This window comes from Shewanella aegiceratis, from assembly GCF_019457495.1.
Taxonomy (GTDB): Bacteria; Pseudomonadota; Gammaproteobacteria; order Enterobacterales; family Shewanellaceae; genus Shewanella; species Shewanella loihica.
Map to the genome: position 1 here is coordinate 1,222,475 of NZ_CP080416.1, position 21,098 is coordinate 1,243,572.

The 21,098-nt window shown below is 48.2% G+C and carries 16 protein-coding genes; 13 read left to right on the forward strand and 3 right to left on the reverse strand.

Annotation, left to right across the window (positions count from 1 at the left end; genetic code table 11):
• Window positions 1–130 precede the first annotated feature (130 nt).
• Window positions 131–2,497 carry a phosphoketolase family protein gene (locus K0H80_RS05430; protein WP_011864895.1) on the reverse strand — a complete coding sequence of 789 codons (2,367 nt, stop codon included), beginning with the start codon at window positions 2,495–2,497 and terminating at the stop codon, window positions 131–133.
• 426 nt (window positions 2,498–2,923) lie between these two features.
• Here K0H80_RS05430 and K0H80_RS05435 point away from each other — a divergent pair, with 426 nt between their 5' ends.
• Entirely contained in the window at window positions 2,924–4,402 is a 1,479-nt protein-coding gene (locus K0H80_RS05435; RefSeq protein ID WP_220073356.1) for an alanine/glycine:cation symporter family protein, read from the forward strand.
• A 127-nt stretch (window positions 4,403–4,529) separates the two neighbouring features.
• Window positions 4,530–5,306 (forward strand): peroxide stress protein YaaA, encoded by a 777-nt coding sequence (yaaA, locus tag K0H80_RS05440; RefSeq protein WP_220073357.1) that lies wholly within the window; start codon window positions 4,530–4,532, stop codon window positions 5,304–5,306.
• 180 nt (window positions 5,307–5,486) lie between these two features.
• Here yaaA and K0H80_RS05445 read toward each other — a convergent pair whose 3' ends face one another.
• A complete protein-coding gene (locus K0H80_RS05445) occupies window positions 5,487–6,893 on the reverse strand; it encodes a M28 family peptidase (RefSeq protein ID WP_220073358.1) in 1,407 nt (468 codons plus the stop codon).
• Between the two features lie 135 nt (window positions 6,894–7,028).
• On the opposite strand from K0H80_RS05445, the gene K0H80_RS05450 reads away from it, so the two are divergent.
• Window positions 7,029–7,325, forward strand: a complete 297-nt coding sequence (locus K0H80_RS05450) for an ArsR/SmtB family transcription factor (protein ID WP_011864899.1) — start codon at window positions 7,029–7,031, stop codon at window positions 7,323–7,325.
• A gap of 209 nt (window positions 7,326–7,534) precedes the next feature.
• Here K0H80_RS05450 and rpsT read toward each other — a convergent pair whose 3' ends face one another.
• A complete protein-coding gene (gene rpsT, locus K0H80_RS05455) occupies window positions 7,535–7,801 on the reverse strand; it encodes a 30S ribosomal protein S20 (RefSeq protein ID WP_011864900.1) in 267 nt (88 codons plus the stop codon).
• 247 nt (window positions 7,802–8,048) lie between these two features.
• Between rpsT and murJ the strand changes: the two genes are divergently transcribed.
• The 10 genes from murJ to K0H80_RS05505 all read left to right on the forward strand — a co-directional run bounded on the left by murJ (window position 8,049) and on the right by K0H80_RS05505 (window position 21,098).
• Entirely contained in the window at window positions 8,049–9,608 is a 1,560-nt protein-coding gene (gene murJ, locus K0H80_RS05460; RefSeq protein ID WP_220073359.1) for a murein biosynthesis integral membrane protein MurJ, read from the forward strand.
• 65 nt (window positions 9,609–9,673) lie between these two features.
• Entirely contained in the window at window positions 9,674–10,609 is a 936-nt protein-coding gene (ribF, locus tag K0H80_RS05465; RefSeq protein WP_011864902.1) for a bifunctional riboflavin kinase/FAD synthetase, read from the forward strand.
• Between the two features lie 32 nt (window positions 10,610–10,641).
• On the forward strand, window positions 10,642–13,464 hold the full coding sequence (ileS, locus tag K0H80_RS05470) for an isoleucine--tRNA ligase (protein WP_220073360.1): 2,823 nt from the start codon (window positions 10,642–10,644) through the stop codon (window positions 13,462–13,464).
• A gap of 9 nt (window positions 13,465–13,473) precedes the next feature.
• On the forward strand, window positions 13,474–13,986 hold the full coding sequence (gene lspA, locus K0H80_RS05475; RefSeq protein WP_220073361.1) for a signal peptidase II: 513 nt from the start codon (window positions 13,474–13,476) through the stop codon (window positions 13,984–13,986).
• A 3-nt stretch (window positions 13,987–13,989) separates the two neighbouring features.
• Window positions 13,990–14,412 carry an FKBP-type peptidyl-prolyl cis-trans isomerase gene (gene fkpB / locus K0H80_RS05480; RefSeq protein WP_011864905.1) on the forward strand — a complete coding sequence of 141 codons (423 nt, stop codon included), beginning with the start codon at window positions 13,990–13,992 and terminating at the stop codon, window positions 14,410–14,412.
• A gap of 23 nt (window positions 14,413–14,435) precedes the next feature.
• Window positions 14,436–15,365, forward strand: a complete 930-nt coding sequence (gene ispH / locus K0H80_RS05485) for a 4-hydroxy-3-methylbut-2-enyl diphosphate reductase (protein WP_190272423.1) — start codon at window positions 14,436–14,438, stop codon at window positions 15,363–15,365.
• Window positions 15,366–15,596: 231 nt separating this feature from the next.
• Entirely contained in the window at window positions 15,597–16,118 is a 522-nt protein-coding gene (pilV, locus tag K0H80_RS05490) for a type IV pilus modification protein PilV (protein WP_220073362.1), read from the forward strand.
• Window positions 16,119–17,105, forward strand: a complete 987-nt coding sequence (locus tag K0H80_RS05495; protein WP_434086636.1) for a PilW family protein — start codon at window positions 16,119–16,121, stop codon at window positions 17,103–17,105.
• 5 nt (window positions 17,106–17,110) lie between these two features.
• A complete protein-coding gene (locus K0H80_RS05500) occupies window positions 17,111–17,545 on the forward strand; it encodes a pilus assembly PilX N-terminal domain-containing protein (protein WP_011864909.1) in 435 nt (144 codons plus the stop codon).
• 4 nt (window positions 17,546–17,549) lie between these two features.
• Window positions 17,550–21,098: a pilus assembly protein gene (locus K0H80_RS05505; protein ID WP_011864910.1), complete on the forward strand. Its 3,549-nt coding sequence runs from the start codon at window positions 17,550–17,552 to the stop codon at window positions 21,096–21,098.

Consider the following 21,098-nt stretch of genomic DNA (forward strand, 5'->3'; position numbering starts at 1 on the left):
TGAATATAGAAATTGCCATGATAAACAGGCATTTTTTTTAGGATCATTGGCCACTTGACAATAAAAAAGGCGTTTCCGCTAGGAATCGCCTTTTTTCTAGTAGAATAATTAACGTAGCGTTAATCTATTCTTAACGTGTCCAGATCCAGTTTTCGATGTTTTCTGGGTCGACACCGTTTGCCTTGATGTAGTTACGGTGGTCAACCAGACGTTGTAGCATGTCAGTGGTGATGGCAACGTGTTGTGTCTCGTCGATCACACCTTGTTGGAATAGCTTGTAAGCCATATCGATAACCAGGTGGTAGCGAGAAGTACCGTTGCGCACACCCATGTCGAATGGCGTAGTGGTTGAACCTTCTTCTTCATAGCCCTTGATGCGGAATCTGTGGCTACCCTTGTAATCGAATACTAGTTTCTTGATGGTGTTTGGATAACCGTGGTAGTTGAAGACCACACCCTTATCGGCGGTGAAGATCTCATCCATCATCCAAGGCTTGCTTTGGAACTTACGGCTACCCAGACCGCTGCTGGTTAGCTCGGTTACGCTGACGAAGCGCACGCGAACTCTTGGTAGTAGTTCACGCAGGATGACCAGAGAGGCCATACATTCTTGGGTCACATAGTCACCACAGCCTGCCAGTACCACGTCTGGGTTTTCATCTGAGGCGAAATCCCACACCATGACACCATCTTTGGCCTGTTGACGGGCTTCATCCAAAGTTAGCCATTGTGGCAACTCTTTCTTACCGGCGGCGATGATGTTTAGCTTGTCGCGGTCGGCGAAGGCACGCTCTGTGTAAACCAGGGTAGAGTTAGCATCTGCTGGCAGATATGCCGAGATGATCTCTGGGTGTTTCTCAAGCATAGCCCCCAGGAAAGAAGGGTTCTGGTGAGAATAACCGTTGTGGTCTTGGCGCTCCAGCAGTGAAGAGAGCACTACGTTACAAGCGGGAACCGGCTTACGGAAGTGTACGCCTTGGCTCGCATAGACATACTTACAGTATTGGTCAGCCATTGAGGAGACCACCTGTGAGAATGACTCATAAGTTGGGAACATGCCGTGACGACCCGTTACTGTGTAGCCGTGTAGCATACCGAACAGCAGGTTCTCAGATAGCAGCTCAAGTACACGACCGTCGCGAGACATATCTTCGTCCCAGCTTTCGATAGGCCACTGCCATGCACGATCTGTCTCTTCAAACACTGCTTGCAGCTGGTTAGAGTAGGTTTCGTCAGGGCTGAAGATACGCAGGTTGCGTTGGTCTCTGTTGAGCTTGAATGCATCACGCATCCATTGACCCATCTTCAGCATAGAGTAACCACGTTGGCCTCTAGGCGTTTCTGCACCGTAGGCCAGGTCTTCCAGCTTAGGATTGTTGAGTGAACGTACCACTTCGCCGCCATAGCTCAGGTGTTGACGACCACAGCAAAGCTCTTTTGGTGGGAGCAATGATTGAATGTCTTTGTCGAACACGATCTGGTTTTGCTCGTTGATGCTATAGAGTTCGTTGAACTTGTAGCTGGCAAGCCATTGATCTAAGGCTTCAAGGTGTTGTTTGTCTTTCGCACACTTGTTAACGATAACCTGGTGAGATTCACAGTTGCCTTCTAGCTTCTTACCATTGTCTTCGGCAACGCCTGTCCAACCCTTTGCGGTGCGCATCAGAATCACTGGCCAGCGAGGCTTAACGACATCTTCGCCGCTACGAGCCTTGGTCTGAATGGCTTCGATCATGGCATAGGATTCATCCATTGCCTTGGTCATCTGTACGTAGACATCTTCTTCAAGGTCGCTGTCGACAATGATTGGGTGGTAGCCAAGGCCCTTGAATTCAAGCTCGAGTTCTTCGTGGCTCATGCGTCCCATACGGGTTGGGCCAGAGATCTTGTAGCCGTTGATGTGAACGATTGGCAGTACGGCACCGTTGTTGGCTGGAGATACCAGACGGTTTGCATACCAAGAGGCAGCTAGTGGGCCGGTTTCTGATTCGCCGTCACCGATAAGTACGGTAGCGATGAGGTTAGGGTTATCCAGCACGGCACCCCAGGCAACTGAGAGTGAGTAGCCTAACTCACCACCTTCGAGGATCTGACCCGGTGCTTCTGGGTTAGCGTGAGAAGGGTAGCCATAGGCGGCTGAAAATTTCTTACAGATATCTTCGATACCTGTCTCGTTGTACGGAATCGTCTCTGGATAGAAATGACTCAGCGATCCTTCCATAAATAGGTTAGCTTGTACGGCTGGGAAGCCATGGCCTGGGCCGACAAGGTAGAGGAAAGGACGGTTGGTTTTCTTGATGAGACGGTTGACGTTAGCGTAGACGAAGTTGATACCTGGACAAGTACCCCAGTGCCCTAGCAGTCTGGGTTTGATGTCGCTATGCTCTAGCGGACGCTTGTGCAGTACGTTCTGCTTCAGGTAGATTTGCGAGGTGGCCAGGAAGTTGGTCGCTCTTACAAATTTCTTTAGTGCGGTGATCTCTTGCTGTTGTGACATAAATAACCCCATTTATAGTAAGCAATAAGTTAATCAAAGCTCATGTGAGGCACTATATTTGTAATTTTATTACAAAAATGTGTTCAATATCTTATTTTTGCAAAGTCATTAAATTTGCCGAATGTTAAATTTTTGGTGGTAAACACCATGTTAGTTACGTTAATACAGTAGCTTATTTATGTCTGATTGCGTGATGGCAATGTCATGTAAATGGGTAACTGTGATCTGTATCACATGGTGCTTTTTTGATGGTATGCTATTTTGGCGTGTCGAATTCGGCAGGCATGTTGTTTGGGCATCATGAAAGGATAATTCGAAAAGATAATCCTGCCGAAAATATTCGATCAAATTGGGAAGGAAATTCAACAAAGGTGGCGGCTTGCTCGGCAAGGTCACCATAAACGTCCTAAGGGTTATAGAAGTTCTATGTTTGAATCTGTATTAAATTTAGTCGATTCGACTATCAACGCGGTAAACGGCATGCTGTGGGGCAGTGTGTTGATTTACGTGCTGGTCGCTGCGGGCGTGTTGTTTACATTGAGATTGGGCTTTATCCAATTACGTATGTTTGGTCATGGTAGCAAGTTAGTGCTACAAGGCCGTGAGAAAACCAATGGTATTTCGTCGTTCCAGGTATTTTGTACCTCTATGGCGGCCCGTGTGGGCACGGGTAACATGGCTGGTGTTGCGGTAGCAATTACAGTCGGTGGCGCCGGCGCCGTGTTCTGGATGTGGCTCATCGCCCTGCTGGGGATGGCAACCGCCTTCATCGAGTCGACCCTGGCGCAAGTATACAAGGTTAAAGACAGCGACGGTCAGTACCGTGGTGGCCCGGCCTATTATATGGAGCAAGGGTTAGGCAAGCGCTGGATGGGTTCTTTGTTCTCTGTTTTGCTGATCATCGCCTTCGGTTTCGCCTTCAATGCGGCCCAGGCCAACACCATGACTGATGCACTCAACAATGCCTTTGGGTTAGATAAGACTATGGTGGGTCTGGTGATCGTCGCAATTGCGGCCTATATCATCAGCGGCGGCCTGAAGAAAGTGGCCAAGGCCTCTGAGCTTATCGTGCCAGTTATGGCGGTGGCTTATCTGGCGATTGCCCTGATCGTTCTGGTAATGAACCTGGAGCAGGTGCCAGCGGCGCTGGCTTATATCGTCAAGAGTGCCTTCGGTTGGGAAGAAGCCGCCGGCGGCGCCATGGGCGCCATGATGGCGGGCATCGCAAGAGGATTATTCTCTAACGAAGCGGGTATGGGCAGTGCGGCCAATATTGCGGCGTCAGCATCACCAAATCCTAATCACCCCGCCTCTCAGGGTTTCGTGCAGATGATTGGCGTGTTTGTCGATACCATAGTGATCTGTAGCGCTACCGCGGCCATCATCTTGTTATCGGGCGTGCTGGATGCGCCGGGTGAGCAAAAGGGCATAGGTCTGTTGCAGTTAGCGCTCACCAATGAGGTGGGTGGCTGGGCAGCTTATTTTGTCGCCTTCGCTATCATTCTCTTCTGTTTCTCTTCGATCATCGCTAACTACAGCTATGCAGAGAGCAATATCATGTTCCTGAGTAGGAGCAAGAAGGTGCTCTATACTTTCCGCGCCTTGGTTTTGGCCATGGTGATGGCGGGTTCAGTGGCGTCGCTGCAGTTGGTGTGGAACTTTGCCGATGTCTCCATGGGCTTGATGGCGCTGGTGAATATTGCCGCCATCGTCATGCTCTCTAAGGTGGCCTTTGCGGTGATTAAAGATTACGAAGTGCAGCTAAAGGCTGGTAAGGTGCCGACATTCGATGCGGCGCATTTCCCTGAGCTTAACGGTCTGGATGAGAAGATCTGGAAGGGTAAGCCCAGCGCCGATGCCTTGGCGAAAGAGGAAGGCAAGTCGATTGCCGTCCCCGAGGTGTAACCCAAGCGGGTTAATCGCGCCTCTCTATTAGTTCCATCTAAAAAACCACGCTCCAAGGGCGTGGTTTTTTACTGTCTGCGTCAGTATGATAGTCACCTCGCTTAATGTTAGAAACAAAGGATAATTTATGCTGATCTTAGTCTCTCCGGCTAAAACCCTGGATTATGAAACGCCAGCAAGTACCCAAACCTTTACTATGCCTGCACTGCTCGAACACAGTGAAGCCTTGATAAAGGTGTGTCGAGAGCTAACACCAGCCGATATCGCCTCCTTGATGAAGGTTAGCGACAAGATTGCCGGACTCAATGCCGCGCGTTTCGCCGAGTGGCATCGCGATTTTAATCTGGACAATGCCAAGCAGGCGCTGTTTGCCTTTCGTGGCGACGTCTATACCGGGCTGGATGCCGATACCCTGTCTCAGGAGAGCCTAGCGCACGCTCAGCAGCACCTACGTATCCTGTCAGGCCTCTATGGCTTGCTGCGCCCACTGGACCTGATGCAGGCCTACCGTTTGGAGATGGGCACCAAGCTGGCTAATGATCGCGGGGCGAACCTATACCAGTTTTGGGGTGATATCGTCACTCAAGAGGTCAACAAGGCGTTGGCCGAACAGGGCGATGATATCCTGGTGAATCTGGCATCGAACGAGTACTTTAAGTCGGTGAAGCCAAAGCAGATCCTGGGACAGGTGATCACGCCTATCTTTAAGGATAAGAAGAATGGTCAGTATAAGGTGATTAGTTTCTTCGCCAAGAAGGCCCGCGGCATGATGGTGCGCTACATGCTTGATAACAAGGTGAGTCGCTATGAAGAGCTGCTTAAGTTCGACACCGCGGGTTATTACTACAGTGAGGCAGACTCCAGTGTTAACGAGCCTGTGTTCCTAAGAGAAGAGCAAGCCTAAGCTCAAGAACTAATTTGCAGAGTGAAAGACTCTGTCAACGCGATAAAAAAAGCAGCCATAGGCTGCTTTTTTTAGTCTTAAGCCAACTTAACTTTCGTTGGCAATGAGCTCTCGTTGGCCATGAACTCTCGTTGGCTATCATCTGAGGCCGATTATCAAAGACTCTAGGTCTTTCTCTGGCTATTTGGCCTTAGGGGTTAGCGGTCTTAACTCAATATCAGATTGCGCCATGAGGTAAGCAAACTGGGCGTAGGCCGCCGCATTTTGTGCCAGCGCCTCAGGATCGATCTTATCCAAGGTATCGTTTGGCGTGTGGTGATAGTCGAAATAGTCGCTGCCATCTTGTCTGAGTGACGCCACGGGTACGCCATAGCCTGGCAGCATGGAGACGTCAGGGCCACCAGAGGCCTTGTTATTGCCTGGCGCAACACCATTATCCTGCATCGAGCCGGTATGAGCCTGCACGGCGGCAAAGGCCTTATCGGCAACGTTAAAGTCGATCTGGTAGATACGCCCGGCGCCAAAGTCGGATTCGGCGGCTATATAGTGTTTGGCCAGCTCCGCTTGATGGTCTTTGGCGTAGCTCTTGCCGCCAATTAACCCCAGCTCTTCGGCGGCGTAGAGCACCACGCGAACCGTGCGGGCAGGTTTAACGGGTAGCTGAGAGATGTAGTGGCCTGCGGCGGTCACAATGGCCACGCCTGCTCCGTCATCGATGGCGCCAGTGCCTTCATCCCAAGAATCCAGGTGCGCGCCGATAAGCACTATCTCATCGGGTTTGCTGCTGCCGGTAACCTCGGCAATGACATTATAGGATGTGGCGTAGCCAAGGTTCTTAGGGCTCATCTCGAGATGCAGCACGACGTTGGGATCGCGCTTAAGCATCAGGGTGACCAAGTCTGCATCGGGATTGGACATGGCCGCAGCCGGGATCTTATCTACCCCTTCTTGATAGCGCATCATGCCGGTATGGGCCATTCTGTCATGGTCTGTGCCGATGGAGCGGATCACTATGGCTAGCGCGCCTTTCTCTGCAGCGGCGATGGCGCCCCGTGAGCGTCCGCCAACCGTCATGCCATAGCCTTTACCCGTCTTAAATCTAGGGGTGATGTGGTCGATAAAGACGATCTTGCCCGCAACCAGGCTTGGATCGGCTTGTTTTAGTTCGTCTAGGGTCTCGAAGCGGACGATTGGCGCACTGATCCCTTCTTCCGGCGTGCCGACGCTGCCACCTAGGGCGGTGATCACCAAAGGTTGGGCGTAAGGGGAGACTATATTGGCCTTAGCCTCGCCTCGTTGCCATACGGGCACCTGCACGGCTTCTTTATAGACCTTATCAAAACCGAGGGAACCCAGCTTCTTCTCGGCCCACTCTACGGCGACCAAGTCTTTGTCGCTGCCCGCGAGTCTAGGGCCTACTTCAACCGTGAGTGATTCGACAATATCATAGGCCAGACTCGAAGAGAGTGCTTGCTGCTGTAGCTTGGCACTAACGCTTTGATTTGTGTCTGTTGCTGCCGCATCTTGACAGGCAAATAGGCCGCCGAAAAAGAGTGTGGATAGGAGGATGAGAGGGGAGCTTTTCATGAGTTTCCTTTATTTTTATTACGTATGTCCCATTTTTGAAAACAATCTAGCAAAAAGTGTGCTTTATGTCCCGACTATATCTTTAAGTCAACGCTATATTAGTGCCGGGGTTTGTTTTAGGAGAAATTGCTCGTAATGAATATAGAATTGATGCAGCAACGAGCGGATAATGCTGTTGTATTGCTAAAGGCTTTAGCAAATGAACGCCGGCTGTTCATCTTATGCTACTTGTTGAGCGAAGGTGAGATGTGCGTCGGTGAGATGAATAAAAAGCTGGGGCTTAGCCAATCTGCGCTGTCGCAACACTTAGCATGGCTTCGTAAAGACAATTTGGTCGAAACGCGAAAAGAAGCGCAAACGGTATTTTATTCGCTGAAAAGCAAGGAAGTATCTGAAATTATTAAGTTACTTAACACTATCTATTGTCACTAAACGGCTTGAGAATAGCGCAGATAGAAAGCTGATGGGCGACAGGCCGTCAGCTTTTTTGTTTTTTGGCTCTGGGATTTTGCCAGTATAGAGTGTTCGTGAATTTTAAAGTGACTCTAATCTAGGCGTGAAAAGTGGCGAGATTGAATTGGTGCTCGAACGACAGGCACAAAAAAACCGGCCTAAGCCGGTTTTTTTATATCGCTAAAAGATTAAGCAGCTAGTGCTTTGATCTTAGCGTTTAGACGAGCCTTATGACGGGCAGCTTTATTCTTGTGAATAAGACCTTTAGTCGCCATACGGTCAACAATTGGTTGTGCAGCATTGAATGCTTCAGTTGCCGCTTTGTGATCGCCAGTGTTGATCGCAGCGATTACTTTCTTAACGTAAGAACGTAGCATAGAACGACGGCTAGCGTTGTGCTGACGACGTTTTTCAGATTGAAGCGCGCGCTTCTTTGCAGACTTGCTATTAGCCAAGGTGCAACTCCTAAAAGGGTTAGATATTTTTAAAGGTCGAGGAATATGCCTTTTTTTCGTCAGTTTGTCAATGACAATGATCGGATCTTTATCCTAAAGATAAATTAATCAGAGCAGACTTGGCGTTCTTCAACCTAACTCGTGTAATATGGTGCGCTATTCTAGCAGTATTTGCTGCTTGGTGACAGGGGGTTGTCGACTTTTTAACTTGCTCGATACACCTGTAGTGCTCGTTTCAGGGGGAACTTTGAGCAAGAAACTATTTAAGTCAGGCATGATCGTGAGTGCTATGACGCTGATTTCTCGTGTTTTAGGCTTAGTGCGAGACGTGGTTATCGCCAATTTGATGGGGGCCGGGAGTAGCGCCGACGTCTTCTTTTTTGCCAACAAGATCCCAAATTTTTTACGCCGATTATTTGCCGAAGGCGCCTTCGCCCAGGCCTTCGTGCCTGTCTTGACCGAATATCAAGAGAAACATGACGATCAGGCGGTTCGCGAATTGCTGGCCAAGGTGGCCGGTACGCTCGGGCTGGTGGTGACCTTGGTGACTCTGATGGGGGTGATCGCCTCGCCACTATTAACGGCCCTGTTTGGCGGCGGTTGGTTCCTGGCCTGGCTAAACGATGAGCCAAATGGTCAGAAATTTGAGCTGGCATCACTAATGCTGAAGATCACCTTTCCCTATCTCTGGTTTATTACCTTTACCGCCTTGGCGGGATCGATACTCAACACACGTGGCCGATTTGCGGTATCGGCCTTTACCCCGGTGTTTTTAAATGTGGCCATCATCAGTGCGGCGCTGTTTCTGGCGCCTAAGCTCGATCAGCCGGAGATAGGCCTTGCTTGGGGCGTTTTCGCCGGTGGCCTGATCCAGTTTTTATTCCAAATTCCTTTTCTATTTAGAGAGAAGGCCTTGGTTAAGCCGTCGTGGGGTTGGCATCACCCGGGCGTCGTTAAGATCCGCACCCTGATGCTGCCCGCGCTGTTTGGCGTGTCTGTGTCGCAGATCAATCTGCTGCTCGATACCTTTATTGCCAGTTTCTTGGTGACGGGCTCCATCAGCTGGCTCTACTACTCAGATCGACTGCTGGAATTCCCCTTAGGTCTGTTTGGTATCGCCATCGCTACCGTTATCTTGCCGGCGCTGTCGAAGAAGCATGTTAACGCCGAGGGGGATGGTTTTGCCAAAACGATGGATTGGGGGATCAAGGCGATTTTGCTGATGGGGGTGCCTGCCATGTGCGGCCTGATCGTCCTGGCTAAGCCCATGTTGATGGTGCTCTTCATGCGCGGCGCCTTCACGCTAGATGATGTGGATATGGCCTCTTATAGTTTAATGGCCTATGGTTCGGGGCTGCTGAGCTTCATGCTGATCAAGGTGTTGGCGCCGGGCTATTACTCCCGTCAGGATACCAAAACCCCTGTGCGTTACGGCATAGTCGCCATGGTGAGTAACATGGTGTTTAACCTGATTTTTGTGTTTCCATTCGGCTATGTGGGCTTGGCGATTGCCACCTCTTTATCAGCGCTGCTCAATGCAAGTTTGCTTTACCGCGGTCTGCATCGCGCCGGTGTGTACCAAATTCCTCGCCAAACCTTTGTGTTTATGGGCAAAACCTTGGTTGCCGCCGCGTTGATGATCGCCGTGCTTTATCTATTGTTACCTAGTATTGATACCTGGCTAGCGCTGTCATTTGTGGGCAGGGCAACTCAGCTGGCCTATTTGATTGGCGCAGGGGCTGTGGTCTACCTGCTGGCTATGTTATTGTTAGGAATTCGCCCCTGGAGGATGAAAGCTGGCTTTTGATTGCTGATTATCCTTCTCAGCTGGTATATAATCCGCGAACTTATGCTTGCTAGTTATTGAATGTAATGGAACTGATCCGCGGTATACATAATATTTTACCCAGACACCAGGGTTGCGTGCTGACTATTGGGAACTTTGACGGCGTGCATCGTGGGCATGCCGAAGTCATTGCTGCCCTTGTAAAAAAAGCCAAGCAACATGGGGTTCCTGCAACACTCATGACATTCGAACCTCAGCCGCAAGAGTTGTTTAAGGGGGATAATGCCCCAGCCAGGCTGAGTCTGCTGCGCGATAAAATAGTCTTGCTCGATGAGCTGGGCATAGATCGTCTGCTGTGCGTCAATTTTAATCAGAAGTTTGCCGCCATGCCCGCCGAAGCCTTTATCGAGGATCTCCTGGTAAAACAGCTAGGAGTGAAATACCTGGTGGTGGGGGATGACTTCTGTTTTGGCAAGCAGCGTCGCGGTAATTTTGAGATGTTAAAGGCCGCCGGTGAAAAATATGGTTTCGCCGTGGTCAATACCCATAGCTTTATCCTAGGGGATAAAAGGGTGAGCTCGACCGAGATTCGTGGGCTGCTCGCCAAGGGGAACCTAGAGCAGGCAAGGCGCCTGCTAGGCCATCCATATGCCCTGAGCGGTAAAGTTGCCCACGGCGAGAAAATCGGCCGCACCATAGGATTTCCTACCGCCAATATCGCCTTGAAACGCAAGGTGTCGCCGGTCAGGGGCGTCTTTGCCGTCAAGTTGTATTGGGACGGTAGCGATATCTATGAAGGGGTGGCAAATGTTGGCTTTAGGCCCACGGTCAACGGACAAAATTGTCAGTTAGAAGTCCATCTGTTTGATTTTGAAGGAGACCTTTATGGTCGCACCGTCGAAGTCGAACTGGTGGCAAAGATTAGGGATGAACAGCCATTTAAGTCTTTAGATGCGCTGAAGCTACAAATTAAAGATGATGCTGACAGGGCCAAGGCTCTGCTTGGCTGCGATGCAGGCTGAGAGCAATCAGCTAAATTAACGGTATAGGATCAATGAGCGACTATAAATCTACTTTAAACTTGCCGGAAACTGAGTTTCCGATGCGTGGTAATCTGGCACAACGTGAGCCGGAGATGTTGAAATCTTGGACAGAAAAGAAACTGTACCAAAAGATTCGTGAAAGCCGCACAGGTGCCAAGCCATTCATTTTGCATGATGGCCCACCGTACGCTAACGGTAGCATTCATATTGGTCACTCAGTAAATAAGATCCTTAAAGACATTATTATCAAGTCTAAGACCCTGTCGGGGTTTGACGCGCCTTATATTCCAGGTTGGGACTGTCATGGTCTGCCAATCGAGCTTAAGGTCGAGCAGAAAGTGGGTAAGCCTGGCCAGAAGGTGTCTGCGGCCGAGTTCCGTCAGAAGTGTCGTGAATACGCTGCAGCTCAGGTAGATGGTCAGCGTGAAGACTTTATCCGTCTTGGCGTGCTGGGCGACTGGCAAAATCCTTACCTCACCATGAACTTCGACACCGAAGCCAACATAGTTCGCTCTTTGGCTAAGGTGATCGACAACGGCCACCTGCATAAAGGTGTTAAGCCTGTGCACTGGTGTACCGATTGTGGTTCTGCACTGGCTGAAGCGGAAGTCGAATATGAAGATAAGACTTCACCTGCAATCGATGTTGCCTTCGTGGCTGTCGATCAAGCAGCTGTGCTGGCTAAATTCGGCCTGGAGCAATGTGACGCCGAAGTGGCGACCGTTATTTGGACCACAACGCCTTGGACACTGCCTGCTAACCGCGGCCTCTCAATGGCCGGTGATATCGATTACGATCTGGTTGAGTTCACTAAAGATGGCAGCAAGCGCGCGATTATTGTGGCGCAGGAGCTGGTTGAGTCTTGCATCGAGCGTTATGGTGCTGAGTCGCACAGCGTACTGGGCACAGTGAAAGGTCTGGCGCTGGAACTGCTGCGCTTTAAGCATCCTTTCTATGATTTCGATGTGCCTGTCATCATTGGTGACCACGTCACTGTTGATTCGGGTACCGGTGTGGTACACACGGCGCCTGGCCACGGTCAGGACGACTTTGTTATCGGTCAAAAATATGGTCTGGAAGTGGCTAACCCTGTAGGGGATAACGGTGTCTACAAGCCAGGTACCGAGTTCTTCGCCGGCCAACATGTCTTTAAAGCCAACGATAATGTGGTTGCACTGCTCGAAGAGAAGGGCGCACTGCTGAATCATGTGGCTTATCGTCACAGCTACCCACACTGCTGGCGCCATAAGACACCTATTATCTTCCGCGCGACGCCGCAGTGGTTCATCTCTATGGACCAAAAAGGTTTACGTACTCAGTCGCTGAGCGAGATCGAGAAGACGCAATGGATCCCTGACTGGGGTCAGAGCCGCATCGAGAAGATGGTCGAGAATCGTCCAGACTGGTGTATCTCACGTCAACGTACCTGGGGCGTGCCTATTACCCTGTTCGTACACCGTGATACCGAAGAGCTGCACCCTGACAGCGTTGCTCTGATGGAGCGCGTTGCCCATCGCATCGAGCAAGAAGGCATTCAGGCTTGGTGGGATCTAGACGCCGCAGAACTGTTAGGCGAAGAAGCCGACCAATACCGCAAGGTTACCGATACCTTAGATGTATGGTATGACTCAGGTTCTACCTTCTCATCTGTGGTTGCCGCTCGTCCTGAATACAATGGTCATCCGGTGGATCTCTACCTGGAAGGTAGCGACCAGCACCGTGGTTGGTTCATGTCATCACTGATGATCTCTACCGCCATGAACGGCAAGGCGCCTTACAAGCAGGTATTGACCCATGGTTTCACCGTGGACGGTCAGGGCCGTAAGATGTCTAAGTCGATCGGTAACGTGATCGCCCCGCTGCAAGTCACTAACAAGCTCGGCGCCGACATTCTGCGTCTATGGGTGGCAGCGACCGATTATAGCGGTGAGATGACAGTATCTGACGAGATCCTTAAGCGCAGCGCCGATGCTTACCGTCGTATCCGTAACACGGCGCGTTTCCTGCTGGCTAACCTGAATGGTTTCGATCCGCTAAACGACACCGTTGCCATCGAAGATATGGTGGCGCTGGATCGCTGGGTGGTGCGCCGCGCTGCCGCCTTGCAAGCCGAGATCTTAGAGGCTTACGAGCAATATAACTTCCACCTAGTGACCCAGAAACTGATGCAGTTCTGCTCTGTTGAGCTTGGCAGCTTCTATCTGGATATCATCAAAGACAGACAGTACACGGCTAAGCGTGACAGCTTGGCACGTCGTAGCTGTCAGAGCGCGCTGTTCCTGATCGCCGAAGCCATGGTGCGCTGGATTGCGCCAATCCTCAGCTTTACCGCCGATGAGGTATGGCAATCGCTGCCGGGCGAGCGTGAAGAGTTTGTCTTTACTCAGACTTGGTTCGAAGGCCTAGTCTCTGTGACCCTAGATAGTGACCTGAGCGACGACTATTGGGCAAATCTCATCACAGTACGTGATGAGGTGAACAAGGCCATCGAGCAGGCGCGCCGCGAGCAGCGTGTCGGCGGTTCGTTAGAAGCCGAAGTGACTCTCTATGCCGATGATGCCTTAACAGAGTCTCTGGCGCTGCTGGGTGATGAGCTGCGCTTCGTGCTGCTGACCTCTAATACTCAGACTGCCCCGCTGGCGAACGCCGGTGACGATGCGGTTGAGACAGAGCTGGCTGGTCTTAAGCTATTAGTGGCTAAGACAGAGGCGGCCAAGTGCGATCGCTGCTGGCATCACAGAGAAGATGTGGGTCAGGTTGAAGCGCACCCACTGCTGTGTACACGCTGTGTGACCAACATCGAAGGTGATGGCGAAGTTCGCCAGTTCGCATAAGGGAATCGAATGCCATCTAGCTGGAAAGAGAGTGGCTTACGTTGGTATTGGGTAGTTGTATTGGTGTTCGTTGCCGATCAACTATCCAAACAATGGGTACTAGCCAATTTTGACCTGAGAGAGTCAATTAACTTATTGCCATTTTTTAATTTCACTTATGTAAGAAATTATGGCGCCGCCTTTAGCTTTTTAGATGATGCCGGTGGGTGGCAGCGTTGGTTGTTTACCTTGGTAGCAGTCGGTTTTAGTACCTTGCTGACCGTCTGGCTGCGGAAGCAATCGAAAGGATTATGGCGCTTAAATCTGGCCTATACCTTAGTGATTGGTGGGGCATTGGGGAATTTAATTGATCGCTTGCAACATGGCTTCGTGGTCGATTTTCTCGATTTTTATTGGAATACGAGTCATTTCCCGGCCTTCAACATTGCCGATTCGGCGATCTGTGTCGGCGCCGGACTCATCATCTTGGATTCGTTTATTTCAGAGCGTAAGCCAAATGGCGAAGACGTTGCAAAGGGGTAAGAAGTGACTGTTACACGTTCATTATTGTGCCATATGAATATCCTGCTGGAAGATGGTTCGACCGCAGATAGCACTAAGGCCTCTGGTAAACCGGCCAAGTTAAACATTGGCGACCAGAGTCTGAGTCCGGCATTTGAGGCCGAGCTTTCGAACCTCAAGCAAGGCGATAAGCACAGCTTTACACTGGCAGCAGCGGACGCCTTTGGTGAGTCAAACCCGGATGCTATTCACCATATGGACAGGAGTAAGTTTCCTGCCGACATGCAGCTCGAAACTGGCGTAATCGTCAGTTTCGCTGGTCCTGGTGGCAGTGAGATCCCAGGTATCGTCCGAGAGGTAGTTGGGGATTCGGTAACCGTCGATCTTAATCATCCATTGGCGGGCCGGGCGGTGACATTTGAATTGGAAGTGGTTCAGGAGCTCTAATCATGACGCAACCTCCTCAAAGTCTGCAGATTAAACTGGCCAATCCGCGAGGTTTTTGTGCCGGTGTAGATCGGGCCATCAGCATAGTCGAGAGGGCGCTAGAGCTGTTCTCGCCGCCAATATATGTACGTCATGAAGTGGTGCATAATCGATATGTTGTGCAAAACCTCAAAGACAGGGGCGCGGTATTTGTTGACGAACTAGACCAAGTGCCGGACGACAGCATAGTGATCTTCAGTGCTCACGGTGTATCCCAGGCGGTTCGTGCCGAGGCGAAAAAACGTGGCCTGCGAGTATTCGATGCCACCTGCCCATTGGTGACCAAGGTGCATCTGCAGGTCACCCGTGCCAGCCGTAAGGGGATAGAGTGCATCCTTATCGGCCATGCGGGCCACCCTGAGGTTGAAGGCACCATGGGACAATACGATAACCCTGAGGGCGGCGTGTTGTTGGTAGAGTCACCTGCCGATGTTGAGGCCTTAGTGGTGAAAGACCCTGATAACCTCTGTTTCGTGACACAGACGACTCTGTCTATGGACGATACTGCAGATGTGATTGCGGCTTTGCAGAAGCGTTTCCCGTCAATCCAGGGACCACGTAAGGACGATATCTGCTACGCGACCCAGAACCGACAAGATGCGGTGCGTAACGTCGCCGATGACGTCGACCTCTTCATTGTGGTGGGCTCTAAGAACAGCTCCAACTCGAATCGTTTGATGGAACTGGCCATTAAGAAGGGCACACAGTCTTATCTTGTGGACAATGCCGACGACATTAAACCCGAATGGTTTAACGACATCGAAAAGGTTGCCGTTACCGCTGGCGCATCTGCGCCGGAGGTGTTGGTACAACAGGTTATCGATGCTATCGCCAAGTTGGCACCTAGTGTGATCACCGAGGTGGAAGGGCGTAAAGAAGATACCGTATTTGCCGTACCGGCTGAACTACGCTAGGTATCTTACTGTTTTGGTAGGAAAAGGAGGCTAAAGCCTCCTTTTTTGTTGCCTAAAAATTGCCCTTGGCATATCGAATTTCCTTTTTAGACCTAATATTACTAGCGAGTAACATTCGACTAATCTATGATTAACTAGTATAGTTTAAAGTTATGCTAACTTTCAGATTTTAAAAGACTAAACGACTGAAACGACTGTCAAAAGTATGGCTAATATCGGAGATTTGACATCATGGTAAAACGTGGGAAAGGGTTTTCCCTAATAGAGGTGATGGTTTCGCTCGTCATTCTTGTTGTTGGCCTGATCGGCATATTTAATCTACACGTTGTTTCTAAGCGAGGCAGCTTCGAGTCTTTTCAACAGACCCAGGCTTCATACTACGCCAACGATATTATCAATCGCATGAAGTTAAATCCTAGCCAGATAGCAAATTATGCTGGCACCTATAGTGGCGCGCCAACTCTGCCAAATCCCGCCTGTACTGGCGCAGCCTTATGCTCTCCCTCTCAGACTGTCGCTTGGGATTTATATGAGTGGCGTTCAGCGTTTATCGGTGCGGCTGAGGTCGTGGGAGGGCAAAATGTAGGAGGACTTGATACTCCGACAGCTTGCGTTACGGTTAATGGGAATACCGTAAATGTTGTTATGGCGTGGAAAGGGATAAGAGCTACCTCTGATGCAGGAAGCTCGGGTGATTGCGGCACAGCAAGCAATCGACGTCGTCTTTACTCAATACAAACAGTGATCATCTAGATGGATATGGCTTTGAAAATAAAAAATAAGCAAAAGGGCCTGTCACTTGTAGAAATGATGGTAGCTCTAGTTATAAGTCTGTTTTTATCGGCTGGGCTTTTTACCATGTTTAGTATGTCGTCTTCGAATGTAACGACTACGAGCCAGTTTAATCAATTGCAAGAAAATGGACGGATAGCGCTTGCCATAATGGAGCGAGATATCTCTCAGCTTGGATTTATGGGGGATATTACGGGGACGGATTTTGTTGTTGGGACAAACACTGTACTTGAAGTGCCCACATCAGGTTTCATTGATTGTGTTGGCGCTGGATTAAATAATGCGACGCTTCCTAATACGCAACCTGCTCATTTCAGGCGGTTGTGGGGATACGAAAGTGGCGTTGGAGGTAGCTCTTTAAGCTGCTTGGCTGGTGTAACGGTTAATAAAAATACCGATGTATTACAGATGAAACGCTTTATTGGGCCCAATGTAGCAAATGGTAATAGTGATGCCATATTTGCTGCTACGAACTCTAGTGAAGTTGCATTTTTCGTCGGTGCTAACCCAGTAGCAGCCCTAACCAATCCAAGGATCTGGGAATATCAGCATCATGTTTACTATATTGCAGATGATGCAGCAGGTACTCCAGTATTACGACGAATTACTCTAACAAATAAGGGAATGAATAACTTTGAGCAATTAGTGGAAGGAATAGAAAATGTTCGTTTCCTTTATGGATTTGATAATGATGGCGATAGCACGCCAGATCGCTACATTCCCGAATCCCAAGTGACCTCGCTAATGTGGGATAACGAATCATTTCAGCGTTTGGTTGCGATAAAAGTTTTTGTTTTGGTTCGTTCTGTCCAGAATGACCCATCATATACGAATGAGACCACTTATCAATTGGGTGATAAGCAGATACAGCCTATCAAAGATAATTTTAGACGTAAGGTTATGTCGACAACGGTGGTATTGGAAAACCCAGTACTAATAAGGAGCTAAAGATGATGAAAAAACAGCAGGGGATAGTACTTTTTCTTTCCCTGATAATTCTCATTATCATGACTGTAATAGGTGTTGCTTTAGCTGTTAACTCTACACAGTCTCTTCGTATGGCTGGTGCTGGCTCTGAAAGAATTGAAGCTAAGGCAATAGCTGACGGTGGGCTTTCGCAAGTTATTGATAATTATTCCGGTGCCGCTTTTGCCAATCTTTCTAATAAGGTCACCGAGACAACTTTTAGTAGTACGCAAGTGATAACCCCACTCCCTGAGACAGCAGTTAAGGATGTTGGTTGTCAAAGAACTACCAACGCCACAGGGGCTAACTTAGTGAGTTGTCGTCGTGCTCAGGTTACCAGTACTGCCGTTTTTGGCCGTGACAATCTCGGCTCTCTAACAGTAGCTTCAGGCATCGAACAGCAAGTACTTACAGGAAACTAGGATTATGTTTAAGAAATTACTATGCAGCACAGTTATGGCTTTGGTCGTAGTTTCTGGAATGACTATAGCTGATGATACAGAACTCTATTTGATTGACTCGAATGTGCGCTCGGGAAAAAGGCCCCAAGTTTTATTTGTATTTGATAATTCAGGAAGTATGTCAACTGAGGACCAGAATGCGACTAGTTCCTACTGTTCAGCTGATGATAAAGCAAATGGTATTTGTGATTATGCCGATGGTTTCGGTGATTATTTAGCTGGCTATTCTGGTTATATAAACGAGAAAGGAATTTATTGGAATGCTGGCGGAATAGATAATACCAGTAACATGCCTACTCCCGATGAGCCGAAAGATTCGCGACGCTTTTATGCCGCTAATAATAACTGTCATAAAGCTGCTATTGCATTGCAAGAAAGAGGACGCTATACGGGATATTTACGAGAATTTAAGTCCAGTGGCAATACGGGGAAATGGTATCCCTTGGCAGATAACGAAGGGTTTAATCGTGGGCAAGTTGTTGATTGTCACCAAGATATTCTGGATAGTGATCCAGAGAATCCAGGGTTGGAAAAGGTAGGAGGAAGCTCTGTACCATTTGATCCTGGTTACCCTATAGATTCAAAGAAAATGTACACCGACTCAACAGATTCAAGCGCTCGTGATTATAGCCTTGAAAACACTGAGTTTGGTAAAGGTACACCAGTGACCCTTTATACAGCACACTACCTAGTTTGGTATCAGTGGGTTACTACCACAGAGGAAGGGCAAAATAGTGGTGGGACAGGTACTCGTTTAGAAGTTGCAAAAGATGCATTGACAACAGCCTTGACGTCATTATCTATTCCAATCGATGCTGGGTTAGCTGTATTTAACTTGAATTATCCAGATGAAGGCGACGCAGATGGCGGGCGTATTGTTTATGACATTAAGGAGATGACCTCTACAAATCAGAATTCTTTGATTTCTTTGATTAATGGTATGCCAGCTCAAACTAACACCCCTTTATGTGAGACTCTTTATGAGGCTTACCAGTACTTTAGCGGCGGGCCTGTTACCTTTGGTAATGACGATAAGAATGCTCAGGGTAGTTATAAAATCGATGGTTATATTCCTAACTCTCCTCCAAGTATTCTTACTGGCGGGAATTATACTACGCCATTTAAAAAATGCCCTGATACGGCCTATATTATTTATATTACTGATGGCGCACCGACAATAGATAGTAATGCAGATAGTGCGATCATCTCTTTAGCCAGCTCAGCTGAGAATACTGCAAACTATTCAGGATTTGACTTTGTCAATTCTTGGGGGGATACGGAAACTAGTTATCTGCCAGCCTTAGCTGCTTATATGTATAACAATGATATGGTTAAGGGAGTCAAAGATGCTAATGGCATTGATAATAAGCAGAATGTTAGATTATTTACGATAGGTTTTTCCGAAGGAGCTGACGTTGCGGCCAAGTTATTGGAAGAGGCTGCTTTTAGAGGTGGAAACCCTAGAGATGATTCGGGTGTATCTAAAGGTTATTACGTTGCTAAGAATGGTCTTGATCTGGTGGCGGCAATGGATGATGCCTTAAAGTCTATTTTATCAATTGACTCATCATTTACCTCTCCAAGTATTGCCAGTAATAATTTCGATAAAACACAGACTTATAATTCAGCTTACTTTGCAATGTTCTTACCCGGTAAGGGGCCTAGATGGAGTGGAAATCTTAAGAAGTTAAAGGTCAATTCTTCAGGAGAGATTGTTGGTCCAGGAGGAAGTTCCAAGGCAATTGATTCTAATGGTAATATTGCCGCTTCTACCTGTACCTATTGGAATACATGTCCTGCTAATAATATCGATGGTAATAAGGTTAACTCTGGAGGGGTATTGCCCATTTTAAGATCAACATTAAAAAGTCGAAACATTAGGACGAATGTCGGTACTAGTATTGTGGGCATTCAATTCTCAGGTTTCGCGTCAGCCTATTCTCAAGAGGATTTAGATTGGTTGTATGGTGTTGATGTCGATGATGATGATAACGATGGTAATATATATGATGCCAGAGAAGATATTATGGGCGATCCTCTGCATTCAAAACCCCTGGCTATTAACTTTGGTGAGAAACCTAATGCGGATGGAACAGAAAATCTAGATGTTAGAGTTATAGTGGGAACTAATCAGGGGTTAGTTCACATGTTTAAAGATTCCGATTCTGGAAGTAATGATTATTCAGTTGGTTCTGTAACGGAAACCTGGGCATTTATTCCTCAGGAGTTGTGGCATAACGTTCCTACGCTTAGAAAGAATTATTCTACTGGAAGCCATAGCGTGTATGGTATGGATTTGTCACCAGTTGCCTATACGGAAACGGATTCTAGTGGGAAAGTCAATAAGGCTTGGGTGTTCCTTGGTATGCGAAGAGGTGGTACTTCCTATTATGCCTTGGATATCACTAATCCGGACGCACCAAGTTTTAAATGGAAAATAGATTCAAATTCGACTGGATTTGAAGAGCTGGGGCAGTCTTGGTCAGAGCCTGTTGTCACCTTTGTACCAGGTATTGATGATCCTGTGTTAGTTATTGGTGGTGGCATGGCCTCAAGTGAAGGTACTGGAGAGGCGGTTTATATTGTTAATGCTAAATCAGGTGCATTTATCAAGAAGTTTTCAGCGACAGGTATGGCAAGTGTGCCTAATAAAGTTGCCGTTTTAGACAGCAATAATGATGGTATAACGGATAGAATCTATGCTGCGGATATTGGGGGGAATATTTGGCGAATGGATATGCCAGAATCGACTCAATCGACTTGGTCTACGTTCAAGTTTGCGTCTATTGCGACATCTACTTCTCCAAATGACAGGATGTTTTTTGCAGAGCCATCAGTAGCACAGACTCAATTTAATAATATTCATGACAATAGTGGTGAACTTACCTATCAGAGTGTTCCATATGACGCTGTCACTATAGGTACAGGAAATCGAACTCACCCTCTTGATATAAATACGAATGACATGTTTTATGTTTTTCAAGATCGTAATGTGGTAACTAAAACCTTTACGAGTACCGATGCACCAGCTGCGTTAACCATTAGTGAATTGTATGATGTCACCACAGCTGCGCCATCATCTCAGAGTGATAATGTTACTTTTGGAACCAAACGTGGTTGGTTTTACGACTATAGTGTTGCTGGAGAAAAGACTTTATCAGCGTCACTGATATTTGACGGAAAAGTTTATTTTACTTCATTTATTCCTCCGACTCGAACAGATGTCGATTTGGATGCCGGAATATGTGGCTTCGCAGGACAGGGACGTTTATACGTATTTGACCTGCATAAGGGAACCAGATCTTACAGCGAAACCTACTATGAAATTGGTGAAAGGGTACCAGATACGCCACAGATTGTAATACCTAAACCTGAAGAGGGTGAAGATTCTACTGCCTATATCATTGGTGTGGGCAAAGGCGAGTGTGAAGATGGAGAGTGTAAAGGCACTGTGTCTTTAGGCAGTGGTTTAAGTACCAATAGAATTTATTATCATTTGGATGAGAAGAATTAA